The sequence below is a fragment of the Halorubrum sp. PV6 genome, assembly GCF_003990725.2.
Classification (GTDB): Archaea; Halobacteriota; Halobacteria; order Halobacteriales; family Haloferacaceae; genus Halorubrum.
In genome coordinates this window covers 1,092,199-1,108,516 of record NZ_CP030064.1, presented here as the reverse complement: position 1 = coordinate 1,108,516, position 16,318 = coordinate 1,092,199, and the positions used below count along the sequence as shown (strand labels likewise).

General features: G+C 51.6%; 15 protein-coding genes. 6 read left to right on the top strand and 9 right to left on the bottom strand.

Annotated elements, in window-relative coordinates; all coding sequences use genetic code 11:
* The first annotated feature begins 12 nt into the window (after positions 1-12).
* Positions 13-951 carry a glucosyl-dolichyl phosphate glucuronosyltransferase gene (aglG, locus tag DOS48_RS19245; RefSeq protein ID WP_127117284.1) on the top strand — a complete coding sequence of 313 codons (939 nt, stop codon included), beginning with the start codon at positions 13-15 and terminating at the stop codon, positions 949-951.
* 33 nt (positions 952-984) lie between these two features.
* On the opposite strand, the gene DOS48_RS19240 is transcribed toward aglG, so the two are convergent.
* On the bottom strand, positions 985-1,884 hold the full coding sequence (locus tag DOS48_RS19240; RefSeq protein ID WP_210755406.1) for a hypothetical protein: 900 nt from the start codon (positions 1,882-1,884) through the stop codon (positions 985-987).
* Positions 1,885-1,977: 93 nt separating this feature from the next.
* On the opposite strand from DOS48_RS19240, the gene DOS48_RS19235 reads away from it, so the two are divergent.
* Together DOS48_RS19235 and DOS48_RS19230 are read left to right on the top strand one after the other, a co-directional pair.
* The gene (locus tag DOS48_RS19235; RefSeq protein ID WP_127117283.1) at positions 1,978-2,862 is read left to right on the top strand and encodes an IS1595 family transposase; all 885 of its coding nucleotides are present in this window, start codon (positions 1,978-1,980) and stop codon (positions 2,860-2,862) included.
* 156 nt (positions 2,863-3,018) lie between these two features.
* Positions 3,019-4,212: a glycosyltransferase gene (locus DOS48_RS19230; RefSeq protein ID WP_127117282.1), complete on the top strand. Its 1,194-nt coding sequence runs from the start codon at positions 3,019-3,021 to the stop codon at positions 4,210-4,212.
* A gap of 15 nt (positions 4,213-4,227) precedes the next feature.
* On the opposite strand, the gene DOS48_RS19225 is transcribed toward DOS48_RS19230, so the two are convergent.
* The 3 genes from DOS48_RS19225 to DOS48_RS19215 form a co-directional block, all read right to left on the bottom strand.
* On the bottom strand, positions 4,228-5,166 hold the full coding sequence (locus DOS48_RS19225) for a glycosyltransferase family A protein (RefSeq protein ID WP_127117281.1): 939 nt from the start codon (positions 5,164-5,166) through the stop codon (positions 4,228-4,230).
* Positions 5,167-5,209: 43 nt separating this feature from the next.
* Positions 5,210-5,845: an IS6 family transposase gene (locus DOS48_RS19220; RefSeq protein ID WP_127117280.1), complete on the bottom strand. Its 636-nt coding sequence runs from the start codon at positions 5,843-5,845 to the stop codon at positions 5,210-5,212.
* 944 nt (positions 5,846-6,789) lie between these two features.
* A complete protein-coding gene (locus tag DOS48_RS19215; RefSeq protein ID WP_127117279.1) occupies positions 6,790-7,620 on the bottom strand; it encodes an IS5 family transposase in 831 nt (276 codons plus the stop codon).
* Between the two features lie 393 nt (positions 7,621-8,013).
* Between DOS48_RS19215 and DOS48_RS19210 the strand changes: the two genes are divergently transcribed.
* From DOS48_RS19210 to DOS48_RS19200, 3 genes are all read left to right on the top strand, one after another.
* The gene (locus tag DOS48_RS19210; protein WP_127117278.1) at positions 8,014-9,819 is read left to right on the top strand and encodes an ABC transporter ATP-binding protein; all 1,806 of its coding nucleotides are present in this window, start codon (positions 8,014-8,016) and stop codon (positions 9,817-9,819) included.
* A 133-nt stretch (positions 9,820-9,952) separates the two neighbouring features.
* A complete protein-coding gene (gene neuB, locus DOS48_RS19205; RefSeq protein ID WP_127117277.1) occupies positions 9,953-11,011 on the top strand; it encodes an N-acetylneuraminate synthase in 1,059 nt (352 codons plus the stop codon).
* On the top strand, positions 11,011-11,679 hold the full coding sequence (locus tag DOS48_RS19200) for a PIG-L deacetylase family protein (RefSeq protein WP_127117276.1): 669 nt from the start codon (positions 11,011-11,013) through the stop codon (positions 11,677-11,679). The genes neuB and DOS48_RS19200 overlap by 1 nt, the downstream gene beginning before the upstream one ends.
* A gap of 50 nt (positions 11,680-11,729) precedes the next feature.
* Here the strand turns inward: DOS48_RS19200 and DOS48_RS19195 are convergent, their stop codons facing one another.
* The 5 genes from DOS48_RS19195 to DOS48_RS19175 are packed head-to-tail and all read right to left on the bottom strand — an operon-like array spanning position 11,730 to position 16,274.
* A complete protein-coding gene (locus DOS48_RS19195; protein ID WP_127117275.1) occupies positions 11,730-12,359 on the bottom strand; it encodes an acetyltransferase in 630 nt (209 codons plus the stop codon).
* Complete coding sequence (locus DOS48_RS19190) at positions 12,356-13,309, bottom strand: methionyl-tRNA formyltransferase (RefSeq protein ID WP_127117274.1); 954 nt, start codon at positions 13,307-13,309, stop codon at positions 12,356-12,358. Before DOS48_RS19190 ends, DOS48_RS19195 begins: the two co-directional genes overlap by 4 nt.
* A 39-nt stretch (positions 13,310-13,348) precedes the next feature.
* The gene (neuC, locus tag DOS48_RS19185) at positions 13,349-14,512 is read right to left on the bottom strand and encodes a UDP-N-acetylglucosamine 2-epimerase (RefSeq protein ID WP_127117273.1); all 1,164 of its coding nucleotides are present in this window, start codon (positions 14,510-14,512) and stop codon (positions 13,349-13,351) included.
* Positions 14,513-14,524: 12 nt separating this feature from the next.
* Positions 14,525-15,247: an acylneuraminate cytidylyltransferase family protein gene (locus DOS48_RS19180; protein WP_127117272.1), complete on the bottom strand. Its 723-nt coding sequence runs from the start codon at positions 15,245-15,247 to the stop codon at positions 14,525-14,527.
* A gap of 1 nt (position 15,248) precedes the next feature.
* A complete protein-coding gene (locus tag DOS48_RS19175) occupies positions 15,249-16,274 on the bottom strand; it encodes an SDR family NAD(P)-dependent oxidoreductase (RefSeq protein WP_127117271.1) in 1,026 nt (341 codons plus the stop codon).
* Positions 16,275-16,318: the final 44 nt, after the last annotated feature.

The window sequence follows — 16,318 nt, the reverse complement described above, 5'->3', positions numbered from 1 at the left end:
AAGTCGGGGCTAATGAAGGTCTCCGTCGTCGTCTGCACGTATACGATGGATCGCTACGACGTGTTCACGGAGGCCGTCGAGAGCGCGCTGGCGCAGACGTACGACCCGATCGAGGTTGTGCTCGTGATTGACGGCAATCCCGACGTGTACGAGCGGGCGGTCGAGGATTTCGGTGACCGCGAGAACGTCGTTATTTCCGACAACGACGAAAATCAGGGCATCTCCTACAGTCGGACGCGAGGCGCGGAGCTGGCGTCTGGGGAGATCGTCGCGTTCATCGACGACGATGGCGTGGCCGAGGAGGATTGGATAGAGAACCTCGTCGACGTGTACGAGGAGACAGACGCGATCGCGGTCGGCGGCGACGTGCGCCCGAACTGGCAGGGCAAGCGGCCGGACTTCTTCCCCGAAGAGTTCTACTGGCTCGTCGGCTGTGTCGAGCCTGGATTCGCCGAGGACGGCGAGGAAGTCCGAAACACGTACGGGTCGAACATCTCGTACCGGCGAGATGCCTTTCTTGAGGTCGGCGGGTACGACCCGAACACGGGGCGGAAGGGTGACAAGCATCTACAGGCGCACGAGGCGCCCGTCGGAATTCGGCTGCTGGAGGAGTTCGGACAAGGGATGGTGTACACCGAGGACGCCGTGGTGCACCACACGCTGTTCGAGTACCGTGGCGAGTTCCGGTGGCTGGTGTTCCGGTCGTTCTGGCAGGGGTACTCCAAGCGTGTGATGGACCTTCTGTATCCCAACGCGCCTGACGCTAAGGGGGACTATTTGAAGTGGTTACTGACCGATCGAGTGCCGCGACGTCTGGAGGGGTTAGTCCGGTCACCGTCGGCCGCCGCGGTGACACAGCTCGGAGCGATCGGAGCGTTTACCGCGGCCGTCGGACTCGGGTATCTGTACGCGATCGCGACGCCGGATCTGGTCGGGAAAGCGAATCAGTAGCCGAGTCCTCCACAATTTGTACAGGAGTCGTGATCAGCGATACCCGAGATCACGAAGGTGCTCCTCCACGTCGGTTTTGACGGACGATTCGATCTCGATATCGGGCTCTCGGGTGTGTTCATCTTTCGCCGAGGCTTCCACCCACGGGACCTTCCGAACTTCTGGATGGCGAAACCCTTCGGGATGGCCGTAAGCCTTCCACTCACCGAAGGGCTCGCCATGATCAGACGTGATGACGACCTTTTCGGCGTCGATGTTCTCTCGAAGTTCCTCGACATCGTCGAGCACCCACCGGAGCGTCTCCTTGTACGCCTCGTAGACTTCGTCACGGGAACCGCGGCCTTCCTCGAGGAGTTCGTAGCCGGGATTCTTGAGCCCGGTCGCCCCTCGTCCTTCTCGATATGCGGCACCGATGTAGGGAAGATGTGGTTGCGTGTAGTGGGTGATGATGCGGTTTGCGTCGCCGTTCCGTCCTTCCTCGATAGTGTAGTCCGTCATCGGTCCAGAGAGCACAGAACCGTACGTTTCGTCGTGATTCGTCTCCCAAACCTCAATTTGGGAATGAAGCGCATCCTCATTGACGGTAGACCATGAGGAGATATCTAACGGGATGGTGTTGTTGGCTGGCGGTCGACCTCCGCGTTTCAGTATCCCTCCACTAAACCCGTTGCCCGAAATATACATTGTACCCTCAATCTTTCCTCGGTGTGAATCCGTTAGTGTATTTACCATCCATTCGGCGGACTGACTGCCGACTGACCAGACGCTATCGGCATTCTCGATGAAATCGTACTCGTCGTCGACTTCGCGTAGGGTGTCTACGCGGCACGCATCTAGGATGACGAGCAGATCCCAGTCACTCTCGTAGACGTTCCGTCCGAATGGCCACCGAGAGGTAACAGCATACCAAATCGAGAGGTAGAGTGTAAACACAAACGCTCTTCTGTAGGAGATTGTTGATACTGCCGAGCTGTCGCTGTCGAGTCGAAGAGGACAAGCACACCGCGTCAGCGGTGTCCGACACGAATGATTCCGCTCGATGTGTTTGGGTCGGAATCGGTCGCAGCGGACCTGCTCCAACAGGTTCGCTGGCGTGACGGCGTTTCCTGTCCTCGCTGCCGTTCTGACCGAACGGTCAGAAACGGCAGCTATGGGCAGTTTCAGCGGTGTCTGTGTAAGGATTGCGGCCCCACGTTCAATGATAAAACTGGCACAATCTTCGCTCATTCGAAGATCGCACTCCACAAATGGCTGTTTTCCATCTACGCGTTCTTGCGGTTTAACACGAGTCTCAGGCAGTTACAGTGCGAAATCCAAGTCACCTACAAAACGATCCACAGGCGTGTCGAGCGCTTCGCCGAAGCGCTCGACGTGCCGTCACTCGATCTCCGTGGTCCGGTCGAAATTGACGAGTTCTACGTCTCTGCCGGCTTGAAACGCCGCGAGCGCGACCGTTGGTCGCGCTCTCGCGGCCTCGCACGACGCGGACGCGGAACGTATGAGCAAGACAAACCGCCCGTGTTCGTTCTCGTAGATCGCGGCACCGAGCAGCGCTACGTTGTGCCAGCGAAATCCGCAGACGAATCGACGGTCCGGCTCCTGCTGGCGGCCCGTCAGCAGGAGCCTCTCACGGTCTATACCAACGGATTTTGCGCGTACGATCCGCTTGATGAAGATGAGCGATTCGACCGCGAATACGTCGTTCACGGAGATGGTGAATACGCCGACGAGACGGTCCACGTGAACACCTGCGAGAGCCACGCGTCGCTGGCGCGACGGTGGCTCTCGCCGCATCGAGGCATCTCAAAAGATCGCCTCACACAGTATCTCCGAGCGTTCCAACTCAGACGAGAACTCTACCGCAAACCAGGACGAAAAGCGCTCAAACACGCCGTCAAAGCTACTCTCTGAAATCAACAATGTGCTACACAAGAGCGATCTTTCTATTAATTATTAATCTGTCTTACATATAATCCGTTAGTAATTCAAATAAATATTAAGAGTTGATGAGAGACCTGCGGATTATTATCGGTGGAATCTTGAACATAGGTGATCCAAAGAAATAGGATGAACCAAGTCTCCCACCCCTTCCCAAGTATTGCGGTCGCCCACTGGGGAGAACACGTCAACGGTGGTGGCGACCGTGTCGCTTGGGAACTTTCACGAGTGTTTGACGATGCGATGTTATACGTAGGTTACCAAGACGAGAGTATTGAACCTCCAGATATCGAGACAGAGAAGCTTATTAATGGCAGGTTATCGGAAATGGCTCTAAAACGTGGTGGTATCGCGCGAATGATTGCACACATGCTCGGCTGGCAGATCGCCGAACCGCTCCGAGACCATGACGTTCTCGTGACGAGCGGTAACGAGCCGTTGTTCTACGTCCCGCCGACCGAACAGGTCTGGATAGCATATATCCACCACACGAACCGCCGCCAGTCCGACCAGATTCACGAGGTCGACACCGGCACATTTGCGCCTCTAAAGCTTCTCCTATACTACGCGATCCGTGTCGCATTCGACCATAACACGCACAAACCGGACCTCTTTCTCGCCAACTCCGAGCAAGTGAAACGTCGGATGGTCCGATACTGGGGAATTCCCGAAGAAAAAATAGATGTCGTCTACCCACCAGTGGACACCAATTCCTATTCGCCTGACGACGCAGAGACCGCAGATTACTATCTCACGCTCTCTCGGCTCGACTGGCACAAGAGCGTCGACGACATCGTACGCGCGTTCGACGGTCTCGACGGGAAACTCGTCGTCGCTGGCGACGGTCCTGAGCGTGACGACCTCGAACGAATCGCGAGCGAAAATGTCGAATTTGCAGGATACGTTAGTGAGGAACGAAAGAAAAAAATGCTTGCCGGCGCGAAAGCGTTCATTTTCAACGGCCAAGACGAGGACTTCGGTATTTCTCCCGTGGAGGCTCTGGCCGCTGGAACGCCGCTGTTAGGTGTTGAGGAAGGAATGACGCAGTACCAGGTTGTCGACGGAAAAACGGGATATGTATTCGAACGAGACGAGTCGGGGCACACGATTCGCACAGCGGTTCAACAATTTGAGGATACCGGTGTCGACTGGGATGCCTCAGAGATCGCGTCTTTTGCGAATCGCTTCTCTGTCCAGGCGTTTCACGATCAAATGCACGAGGCAGTCGATCGTGCAGTCGAGATTGCGGAAGTGACTCCGGAGTGGTACTCGGAGATCGAAGTTACGGCGTCTAATTGCGAATACGACGACACAGAAGAGTAAGTGTGCTTTGCGTACTCACCGAATGAATCTCTTAGCGAACATCAGCAGCGGACCGTTTCTGTCAATGCCGAACAGCGCGATGATGAACATCCCGTAGGAGACCGGACGGAATGGATATCGAACGATAGCGAGTCCGAGGTGTTTCAGAGCCTTCCAGCGGTCTCCGTTGGATTCGTAGTCCCGGCCGATGACGTGGTGATGATACGAGTAGATACGGCTACGGGTCAAGAAGTCGAGGTCGGCCGCGCATTTTTTCACTTTCTCGAAAACGGCGAGGTCACCCTCGATTCGGCTGTCGAAGTCCTTCGAGATGCTGTCGGGCTGTTCGCGCTTGTCGACGAGAATCTCGTCGACGTAATCGACTTCGTAGTATTCCGTGATGCGTAGCCAGAGATCGTAGTCTTGGCGGCTCGGTAGGTTGGTGTCGAACCCACCGACTTCCGCCAGTATATCTCGTTGAACCATCACCGTCGAGGTGGGATGGACGCGATCGCGCTCCAGTTCGTCGACGTAGATCTTACCTCTCGCTTCAGGATATCGTTCCCACTCGCTACCGTCGAGTTCGTACTGGACAAATCCAGTGTAGACAAGGCCGAGCTCGTCGTCGTTTTCGAATACCTCACGCTGTTTCTCCAGTTTAGTGGGTTCCCACGTATCGTCGGCGTCAAGAAAGGCCACGTACTCGCCATTGGCGTGCTCAATGCCGGTGTTTCGGGCGGCAGCAGCGCCTCGGTTCTCTTCGTGCGTAAGGAGGCGTACTCGGTCGTCGTAGGCGTTGACGATCGGCTTGAAGTCGGCGTTCGACGCGTCGTCGACGACCACGACTTCGTATCTCTCCAAACTTTGTTCCGCTACGCTATTCAGTGCAGCCTCGATCAATTGAGGCTGGTTGTAAATAGGTATAACAACACTCACTTCTGGCGATCGCTCCCTCTCCCTTTCTCGGATGCCCATCGGTTGGACTTAGATAATCTTTCTACTCTTATTATCGTAGTGTTCAGATAAGCTGATTCCATGCGAAAGCGAACGATCTGAGCCACTCGTCAGCAGTTTCTGCTTCGGCGTTGCTAAAACAGTTTGAGAAACTGATAGTTCGACGTTTTATTTCACGAGAGACACGTTCGATACTGTTCCGATTTCCATGTCGTTCGTATCTGAAATCGAGGTCGTGTTTGCGACAGGCTCGCTGAAGTGAAGCTGATCCATCTACGAGAACTGTTGCGTCATCTATGTCGTGTTTATCACGGAGCTCAGCAAAAAACCGATCTGCCAGAGCGTTATTTGTCGTTGGTTCAAGCTGTGTATGGAGCAGATCGTTTGATTCGGGATCGACAGCAGCGTACAGCCAATATTGTTCATCGTCAAGTCGAATCACAGTCTCATCGACCGCGACGTGATTCGGTCTCCGACTAGATTCCGGCTGTAGATCGGCCTTGTGAACCCAGTTATGAACGGTGGAACGAACCCGATCAAAACCGAATATCTCAAGAAATGAAACAGTATTCGAAAGCGATAATCCAGACAAATGAAGCTGAATACTGAGCTTCATCAACAGCCGCGGTGTTGCTTCTCGCTCCACAAACTCTAAGTCGATCTCGTCTAAACAGCCGTTGAGGCGGTCGTTTTCGGGCATGAATCACCTTGAAAACGCACCGCCTCACCTTTCAATCCTTATCTGAACACTGCCATCTGGCGAGCGCAAAATTATAATATTGTTCGAACTCATCAAAGTAAAGCCAATCAAGAAGGTGGCGCTGGGTAGATAGGACGTGATCTTCTTGCCAGTATTCGTGAATGAAGGACATCAAATCGGGGGCAGCATCCTTCTGACACAGTTCCACCCGATAAGAACCGAATCTTCGCTCTGACATTAACGCACTATTTGCCACCACTTATTTTATAGCTGGCCTTATCACCGAAGGATTGCGATCTAACGATTGTGGAATTCATTGTTTAAACCTCATAGAACTGAATATCACTTGAGGTACATCTGATACATTCTTCTCTGTTGAATCCGCAGAAGACGCAGAATGGCGTCGCTCTGAAGGTAGAAGCGAGCGGAAGATTAGAATATAACGCTGGTTCGTGTGTCATTCTCGATATCCACTGCCCTGATACACTGGCTTCATGATATGTAAACCGAATGTTGATTTGACCTTTGTAACACCCAGATAATCGAGAGTCTCGCCGTCGACAAAGGCTATGGCGACCAATCTCTCCGTCCGGCCCTGCTTGCGCCACCGGTTGTTTGCTGTGCACGACCACACCCATAACGCACGGTTGGATAGCGAATTACACGGACAGTGCTGGATAGCTGAAACTTCTTTTTTGGCCATCAAGCATCGATTCGGCCCCGCTGTCCACTCTCGAGCGTGGTACCGCGAGTTCCACAAACTCGTGGAGACTGCCGTAGTCTACAACCTCAAACAGGTTCTCAAATAATGAACCCAACGCCGTCATCGGATTCAACAAGGCAGATACATTCCAAGTGTAGAGGCTGGACTACGATCTACTGTTTTAGTCGAGTTATGTGCTCTGTTGAATCGGCTGTGTTGAATCGCTGTAAGGCGGAGAGATTCACTGTTTGACGAAGCGTTTAATCTTATAGACGACACACATCAGCGCGATTTCGCGGAACTCACGGAACCAGGACCGCGCTCGCACGGCGAAGCCGAGCGAGCGCTTGACAGCTGAGTTCACGGTTTCGGTCATAGAGCGCTGATTGTAGCGGTTATCGTCGATTCTGGCGTTGTGTGCGTGGTCGTACGGTGCGAAGATGCGGTGCTTGATCAGCGGTCTGATCCCGAGCTCACGCAGACCTTCGCGGAGCGATTGCTTATCGTAGCCCTTATCGGCCGCAAGAGACCGCAGATCGCCCGCGTTCCGGCGAGCGATCTGCTCAGCGAGGTCTGCGTCGCTTCCTTCTCGGTTGGTTGAGCAGTGAACGTCAAGGACGGCTTGCGATGCTGTATCGACGAGTTTCGTGACTTTCAGCTTCTGAACGCGGTAGCTGATTCGCTGGCAGTAGTGGCGGCTGGCTGGTGAGCGGTCGTAGAACGTGGCGTCGATCGCGGCGTGTTCAGAGAGATCGTGCAGCTGCGCCGACTGGCGCAGCAGCACTCGACAGACGCTCATGCTGATCCGGTCGAACGCCTTACACAACGTGGACGGCGCGGAGAGATCGGCCGCGCTGAGGCCGATCTCCCCGGTTATTTGTGGCATCTCTTTGAGCAAGTCGATCGTCATACGGTACGACGTATCGAGGTAAATCCGGAGACAGTGGAGGGAAACGAGTGCGTAGTCGGCGAATCCGCCGCCACCGTCCGGGGCGGCGGATTCGCCTCCATCGCCAGTAACTCTTTGAGCAACCGGCACAACCTCCCCGATGAAGCGGGAGATTTGTGTCATAGGCAACCGAATCTTCCCGCTTCAACTCCTTTGATTTAGTGGCCTACCCCGCTGCTGTATGGTGATTCAACACAGCCGTTGAATCCGATGATTGGGCGGGATCGTCTATCCACAGAACTGGAATATTCCCGAATTAGTTGGCTGTTCATTCGGCATATTTGACCAGTATCTGGTGTGTAGGTGGATCTAACAAAAGCACCGATCGAGAGATCACTTTTGACAGCTGTTTTTCTGGCTAACTCTATGGCCGATTTCGATGCCTTCTGCGGATTCAACAGAGCAAATGATTCAGATAAGTTTGATATACCACTAGGGAACGCAGATTAGAGAGGGAACGGGACAAGACCGACGACATTATTCCAGTCGGCGACGGAAATCGGACAACTCACCGCTATGTCATCGTCAGATCCCGAACCGGTCTCCAGAAGTGAGAAAATCGACGCCCTCCGCGATGTCGCGCAGTATAATCCGAAGTATACAGCCGCGGTCGTCACGCTGGGCATCATCGCTGCGGTCCTCGAGGGTGTCGGCCTGAGCTTCATCCTCCCAATCGTTGAGCTTGTCCAGCTCCAAGACCCCGCCGCGGAGGCGGAAGGGATACTCGCGGTGTTCGTCACCGCCTATCAGGCGCTTGGGATCCCGTTCACGTTGGGATACGTCGTGATTGGGGTCTCCGGCGTGATGGTCGCGCGGTACACAACTAGTTTCGCAGTCGCGTGGTTCCGGGAAGCACTGCGAACCTACTACATCCGAGATCTTCAGACGCGGGCGTTCCGGAACGCGTTAAACGCGCGCGTGGAGTATTTCGATAGAGAGGGTTCCGACGACATTTTGAACGCGATCGTCACACAGACGAACTACGCTGGCCGGGTGATTCAACACTCGATTCAGTTCACCCAGGAAGTGTTTCTTGCCGGCGTGTACTTCACCGTCGCGTTGGTGATCGCACCGACGTTGACGATCATCACCGGTGTGGTCCTCGGTGGATTCTCAGTTTTCTTCCGACGAGTACTCGACTCGGGGTACAACGTGGGAGAGAAGGTTGCCGAAGCGAACGAGATGCGACAAGAGGCCGCACAGGCTGGAACACAAGGCATCCGCGACGTGCGGATTTTTGGGCTTGCAGAGGAACTCTTCGAAGACTTTACCGACGCAATCGAGCAGTTCACGCGATCGCGGATCGTCTTGCGGCGCAACGAAGCCGCGATCAACAATTTCTACAACCTCGTCGTCGCGGTGTCGGTGTTCGTGCTCATCTACCTTGCGTTAACATTCGCAAGTCTCTCAGTCGGCGAACTCGGCGTGTTCCTCTTCGCGATGTTTCGGCTCGGGCCGAAGGCAAGTTATGTGAATACGCTGTACTACCGGGTCGAAAACAACCTGCCACACCTCGTCCGCACCGTCCAGTTCACCGACGAGCTGGCGATGTACAACGAACCAACCGAGTCGAGCCAGGAAGTCCCTGAAGAGATTCAAGAAGTCGAGTTCGACGACGTCCACTTTTCGTACGACGACGAAGAGGATATCCTTCGCGGAGTTGACTTCACAGTTGGGAAGGGCGAGTTCGTCGGGTTTGTCGGACAGTCGGGAGCAGGGAAATCAACGATCGTCTCGCTGCTTGCTCGCCTCTATCCGGTCGATGACGGGGAAATCAGAGCGAACGGGATCCCGATCGACAAGATGGATATCTCGGAGTGGCGTGATCGACTCTCGATGGTCAGACAGGATCCGTTCATCTTCAACGACACGCTGCGGTACAACCTGACGCTGGGGAATCGGGAGGTGGCGGACGCAGAACTCGATCGCGTGTGTTCGATCGCGAAGGTTGACGAGTTCATCGACGAACTTCCGGACGGCTACGACTCGCTTCTTGGAGATGATGGGGTTCGACTGTCGGGGGGCCAGCAACAGCGCGTCGCACTTGCGCGGGCGCTCCTCGAGGATGCCGACGTGTTAATCCTCGACGAGGCGACGAGCGACCTCGACTCGAACTTGGAAAAGCAGGTCCAGCAGGCGATCGAGGAGATGGACCGAGACTACGCGATCGTGACGATTGCCCATCGGCTGTCGACGGTGAAAAACGCCGATCGGATCTACACGATTGAGGAGGGCAGAGTCACAGAGACTGGACAGCACGACGAGCTCGTGGCAGAAGGCGGAAAGTACGCGGAGCTGTACGGGATCCAATCGAGTCGGTAACACTCCAAATCGGATTTACAATAAGAGACAGAGATCTCATAGAATTTGTCGAGGACTATTCTTGTCAAAGAATCTTGATTGGAAAGGGAAGGTCAATGATCAAATCTATATCCTTCTAAATAACAGTTGAGCTATGGAGATTGATGGTACCCGAATCGGTCCAGACTCTCCGCCATTTTTCATTGCGGAGGCAGGTGTCAACCACAACGGAGAGCTAAAAAAAGCAAAAGAACTCATAGATGTCGCTGCTGATGCGGGAGCAGATGCAGTTAAATTCCAGACGTTCACCGCAGATCGATTAGTTACTCCTCATGCCGATAAAGCGGATTACCAAACGGAGACAACCGGTGAAGGAGGCCAATATGAGATGCTAAAGCAATACGAACTTGACCGAGAATCTCATAGATTGCTACTGGACTACTGTTCCAAAAAAGACATCACATTTCTCTCAACGCCATTCGACCGCGAGAGCGCAGATATGCTAAAACAACTGGGGGTTGGCGCTATTAAACTCGGGTCAGGAGAGCTCACTAATATTCCGTTAATAGAGCATGTTGCTAAGTTTGATTTACCACTGATTGTGAGTACAGGAATGGGGACATTAGAAGAAGTGGAACAAGCATATGAGGCGATCCAATCAGTAGATGTGGGAGCAGATATCGTCTTTCTCCATTGCACGTCAACATATCCTTGTTCTCCGGAAGATGTGAATCTCAGGGCGATGGAAACGATCAAAGAGAAATTGGATGTATCGGTAGGGTACTCAGATCATACCGTTTTGCCAGAGACACCGGCTTTCGCTGTCGCCGCTGGCGCTTCCATACTTGAAAAACACTTCACACTAGATTCGACGCTACCAGGACCGGATCACGAAGCATCACTTGAACCAGAAGGATTGAACCACGCAGTAGATTTAGTTCATACTGCGGCACAAATTAGGGGCAACCCAAGGAAACAACCAACCGAAAGCGAACAGGAGAATATCAGAACAATACGAAAGAGTCTTTATGCCGCATCAGACCTCGATTCAGGTGACTCATTGGAGGAGAGCGATATCGCAATTCTTCGACCTGAAGACGGACTTTCACCACAGTGGTATGATTCCGTTATTGGAATGAAAATAACTCAAGATATACCTCAAGGCAAACCAATCACTAAGTCAGATTTGGAGATAGAGGAAGGTGGTTTGTAATGTTTGAGGGAGATAATACAGTACTCGTTATCGGTGCCCACCCAGATGACGAAGTTCTCGGGGCGGGAGGGACAATCGCTAAACACGCAAATTCCGGAGATGACGTTCATATTCTCATTGTTACGGAAGGTACAACTCACCAGTACGGCGATACAGAACTGATCGAAGAAAAGAAAAAACAGGCAAAATTGTGTGCTGATACTCTCGGAGCTTCCACAGTTCATTTTGGAGATCTACCCGATATGAAGTTAGATCAAATACCACACGTGGAAGTAAACTCAGTTATCGAAGATATGTGTGATAAAGTTAATCCAGATATCGTGTATACTCACTCTCGAAGAGAGGTAAACCTAGATCATCTTGCTGTTCATGAATCAACCGTTGTCGCAACACGACCTGGATCAGGTGTTTCAACAGTACTCACATATGAAACGCCATCATCAACTGATTTTGCTACAGATATAGATGGATTTAATCCAACATTATTTACGGAGATTGAAGAGTATCTGGGTTTAAAGACTGATGCGTTTGATTGTTATGAGACTGAAGTTCGAGAGTATCCACATCCGCGTTCAACTGAGTCAATCAGAAGCATCGCAAAAGCACGTGGTGCCGCTAGTGGTCACAGAGCTGCTGAGGCATTTGATATTTTACGGGCATATCGGTAATCACTCATTCAGTCTCAGTTGGTGACGCAGGAACTCCGACGACCGTTCACTCATTCAGTCTCAGTTGGTGACGCAGGAACTCCGACGACCGTTGTTCCTGAGGGAACATCCTCAGTTACTACAGACCCAGCACCTACAATCACATTCTCTCCTATAGTTACGTCTTCTACCACAGTTGCATTCGGGCCGATATACGAGTTCCGACCGATCTCAACCCCTCCAGCGAGAGACACACTTGGTGTTATCGTAGCGCCCTCTCGCAGAGCACAGTCATGAGATATATTCGCACAACTGTCGACAATAACATGGTTACAGATATCACAATGTGGACCAATATATGATTGACCATTTACCGTTACTCCATCACCAAGTGTAGATTTTCCGGAGATACTTGAAGAGGGATGGATCGCATTAAAAAATTCATTATCAAACTTTGAAAGGTCTTTTGCGAGGTCTAATCTGACACCAGGTTGGTCACCAAATGCGATTAGACATTGAATAGCTTCTTTTGACCGCTCAGAGATCGCATCTAACCCACCAATTACGGGGACGTCTGTGATCAATTTACCATGTAGAGATGGATCATCATCCACAAAAACAACGTTATCAGAGTCACCGCTAGCACGCAAGATGTCTAAGACAACTTTACCTTGTTCCCCAGCACAGTAAATTACTTTCATTTGGTCTCAAGTAGAAAGTCACGTGCGTTAATAAATGTATCACCGATAGAAAAGTCATAGTTACTAACGAGTGAACCAGCTGAAATAGGGTCATCTCCTTCTACTTGTACTTCTGTTAGTTCAATAGTGCTTTCCCATACCTCAACGCCAAGACAACCTTCATCTTGATACATTATTTCACCAGGGCAACCAAATGTTGTGTTACCTTCTGGCGGATTCGCCCCCCAAATAGTTATTTTTTTATCCCGAAGATAAGAGAACGCGCCAGGGTAAGGTCTCGATTGTCCACGTATCCAGTTATATACTACATCTGGTCGCTGGTTCCAATCGATAAGTCCGTGATGAGGCTCACGCTTCGGCCACCACGTCGCACGCGAATGATCTTGAGAGGTACTCTGAACGATATCGTTACTAAACTCCGGGTAGTGTTTTCGCATTAATGTCCGCCCTGCTTTGATCATTTTTTGATAGAGTGAAGAGGCATCATCCTCAATATGAATTGGTAGCGGTTCTTTTCCCACTATATCACCGGCATCAGCCTCTTCTACGAGATGGAAAAGGGAGAGCACAGTTTCATCAAGACCTTTGATAATAGACCAAGCCAGGGGTGCCCTTCCTCTTCCTCTAGGCAGCGGTGCGGGATGCATTCCAAGAGCCGCTACGGAAGGTATCCTTATTACTTCAGAATCAACCAATCGGGACCATCCGACGACGAATAGAAGATCTGGTTCATAGTCCATAATCTGTGATTTCACTGAGTTTGTGTTAACAGATTCCACCCGATGGAGCGGAATTTCGTTACCCGTAGTGAACTCAGCAAGATCTGTTTGGTCTGCAAGTTCTTCTTGTTCTGATCGGGTATAGACCGCTTGAACATTTGCTCCAAGAGAGTTTAGCTCTTCCAAACAAGCCTGACCGAGTTCGTTATGAGTGATAAACACGACTCGCATACGCCGAATGTGTTTTGCTAGCTTATGAAATCTGGGAAGCTAATAGGTCAGGCGTTTTCGGATGAGATCCTCATTAAGATCCACTTCGGATAGATGATCAGCAATCAGGCGACCTGCCCCGCCATAATCATAGGGATTCTCGTATCGTTCGACTCGTTGTTGGAATTCAGGGTCATCTAGACACATTCTTATCGCATCTCGGATCTCTGAAGAATTATGGGCAACAGAAAGAGTGTTTTCAGCTCGTTCCCGTCCCTCTTGTCGAGGTCCAACATCCACAACCGGTAAGGAGAAAGACGGGGCTTCAATGATCCCGCCTGAAGAGTTTCCGACCATCACATCCACCGCATCCATGATTCCAAGATATTCCCGACGCGGTAGACTTCGAAACGTCCGAATTGGAGTAGTATCATCACGAGACTCGATCTCAGATATGATTGTGTCTCCACCGGCGTCGGAGTTAGGGTAAATGAGGATAACCTGTGCATCGAATGATTCTACCGCATCAAGTGTCTCAGCCATCTGGTCTCCTGCTTGATCTGGCTGTGTCGTTATTGGATGCTGTACAACGAGTATCGACGGTTTTCCGGGATCTAGATTGTATTTTTCAAGAACAACTTCTGGATCCATATATTCTCCAGCAAGAATGTCATCGAGACCTGGAGCACCGGCAGTCATGATACGCCACTCTTCTTCACCCATTTTTCGGATACGTTCTGCACTCAGGTCAGAAGCCGGAAAATGGATATGAGCAAACTTCGTGATCGCATGTCGAATGCTATCATCGATGACCGCGCCATACATTGAATCACCGCCATGGATATGAGCGATAGGGATATTCATGTGTGCCGCTGCGAGTGCTCCGGCAAGAGCTTCATCACGATCACCAAGTAATAACACAATATCCGGATCTAAGTCGTTGAAAGCATCTGTAAGGCCCATCACTCCGACACCTAGTGATTTAGCCATCGCCGTACCAGAATCCCCATCAACCTGCATGAGTACTTCTCGATCGACAGTAAAACCGTCTGCGCGAATATCGTCGACAGTCATGCCGTGCTTTGGGGAAAGATGCATTCCGGTTGCGACGACTGACAAAGAGAGAGCCTCGTGATTTTGGACCGCTTCCATAGCCGGTTTTAACAGACCGTACTCAGCGCGCGTCCCTGTTAACACAGCTACATTTCGAGTATCAGTGGTCATTTTGGAAGTTGGTTAATCCTCACAACCAGTACCATTCTTCATCAAACTCCGTACAAGTTCTAATTCCCACGGCTCATCGATATCGAATGAACGTTTTGGAGGCATTTCATAGCTAATAGTTTTTGGAGTATAAAACGATTCGTGGGAACGCCATGCTTCAGTAGTCGCAGCGAATATTGCCCCGTTTGGGTGCTGAAGTTCCGGTATGTCCTGACTACGCGTCGGTTGATCGGTCCAGAGCAGATCATAGTCGAAGAACTCGAAAAGGAATTCATTCTCGTCAGTTGCCACTGCCCACTGGGGAGGAGTAACGTATTCCGAGACACTTATACAGGAATATCCACCTGACTTCTCCAAGCGGGTTAGTGCTCCATCAATATCTTTCGAACGGCGAAGTGGAGAAGTAACCTGAAGCGAACAGACTTGATCAAACTGGTGATCCTGCTCTTTCGTTATCCAATCCAAAGCATGTGTGATCGTTCCAGCTAACGAAGCTGTATCCGTGGCAAGTTTAGCGGGACGCTCAAACGGGACGTTACCTCCATATTCCGCAGCAACTTCCGCAATATCAGAGTTATCGGTAGACACGATCGCATAGTCGATCTTAGTGGCATTGTCTGCCTGCTCGATCGTATGAGCGATGAGGGGTTTGCCACCGACCTCGCGAACGTTTTTGTTTGGGACTCTCTTTGAACCACCTCGGGCAGGGATTACTGCTAATGTGCGGGTGGACATCTTATGTCTCGGGAATGTCTTCGATTGACTCGACGAAGTCGATTATTTGATCCTTAGAGAGGTGTTCAGTCCCCGCAGACGTGTATTCGCCATCAACTAGATCCGCCTGAGAGTAATTCACTTCTTCGTATCCGGAGACGTCGATCTGTGGAAGGATCACGTACATATTCTCCAGTTCTCGCGCTTGAGCACTTTCATCCATTGAGATGAGTTTCTCATGAACGCGTTCTCCAGGTCGCGCACCGATAACGTCAATCTCGATCTCACCAGAAGTGTATCCGAATTTGGAAGCATATTCCTCTACCATGGCTTCGGCAAGCGTACCAACGCGGAAGGTTGGCATCTTGAGAACAAACACCTCACCGCTGGTCATCCGGTCATGGGCTTCAACGACGAGGTCAGCTGCCTCATCGATAGGCATGATGAACCGCGTCATTTCCGGATCAGTTACCGTTACTGGTCCACCCTCACGGATCTGATTTAGGAACAGTGGGACAACAGAACCGCTGGAACCGAGCACGTTTCCGAACCGAACACAACCGAATCGCGTATCACGACTTCCTTTGTACGTGTTCGCAGCGATGATGAGCCGTTCAGAGAGAAGTTTTGTTGCCCCCATCACCGATGTCGGATTCGATGCCTTATCCGTACTTACTCCGACGAACGATTCAACTTCCTCCTCAAGCGCAGCTCGAATAAGGTTCTGTGTCCCATCGACGTTCGTCTGAACAGTCTCGAACGGATTGTACTCATTCAATGTGACGTGTTTCAACGCCGCGGCGTGAAACACGATATCGATATCCTCAACAGCAAGTTCGAGCCTGTCTTGATCTCGAATATCTCCGAGAAGATAACGGACTGGAGCGTCGTCGCCAAGCTCCTTTTGGAGAGTAAAAAGCGCCTCTTCGTTGTTATCGAAGACACGGACAACAGATGGATCCTCAGCTAGAATTTCCTGAACAAGGCGAGAACCGATGGACCCGCACCCGCCAGTGACGAGAATATCTTTTCCTTCGAGGGATGTCATACATTGATTCCCTAAGCGCGTGAGTAAACCGCTTTCGAAGTACC